The sequence below is a fragment of the Arthrobacter sp. MDT2-34-1 genome, from assembly GCF_059091365.1.
In genome coordinates, this window is the sequence record NZ_JBNHGO010000133.1 from 1 (window position 1) to 478 (window position 478).

At 63.8% G+C, this 478-nt stretch carries 1 protein-coding gene; it reads right to left on the bottom strand.

All coding sequences use genetic code 11. From position 1 onward, the window contains the following. Positions 1-26: 26 nt before the first annotated feature. Positions 27-478, bottom strand: a 452-nt coding sequence (locus tag AC5RVV_RS18025) for a hypothetical protein (protein ID WP_494002716.1), incomplete at its 5' end; no start/stop codon positions are given.

Here is a 478-nt window from a genome sequence, read left to right on the forward strand (position 1 = left end):
GTCGAGCAGTTTTTGTTCCGTGACGTTCATCGTTTGCGTCCTCGTGCCCTGCGGCTGCCTTTGGGTGCCGGGGCGGGCCGGTTCCGGCGCCGGGTGCCCGCTTCGTCCATTTCCTTGCGCTCTTCCTTGGGCCGGACTGCATTGAAGACCGTCATGGTCACCTTCACGACCGGGGCTTTGGTCGGGTCCAGGTCGGCGTAGCGTTCTCCGGACTGGGAGAGGATCCAGCTGGTCATGTCCCCGCCGTGCAGGTCCCGCACGTCGGCCAGGATGTCGGAGGCCAGGTAACCGGCCTTGGAGCCAATATCCATGACGCGCCCCCGGCCGTCGCCGGTGTCGAAGACGACATTGAGCTTGACCCGTTTGTCCCGGCGGGCCTGGCTCTTGGCGACGTTGCGGATCTTGTTCATCAGTTCGTTGATGCCGGCGGAACGCCCCTTGGCTACCTTCGTTTTTGGCATCTCGATCACATGCTGCC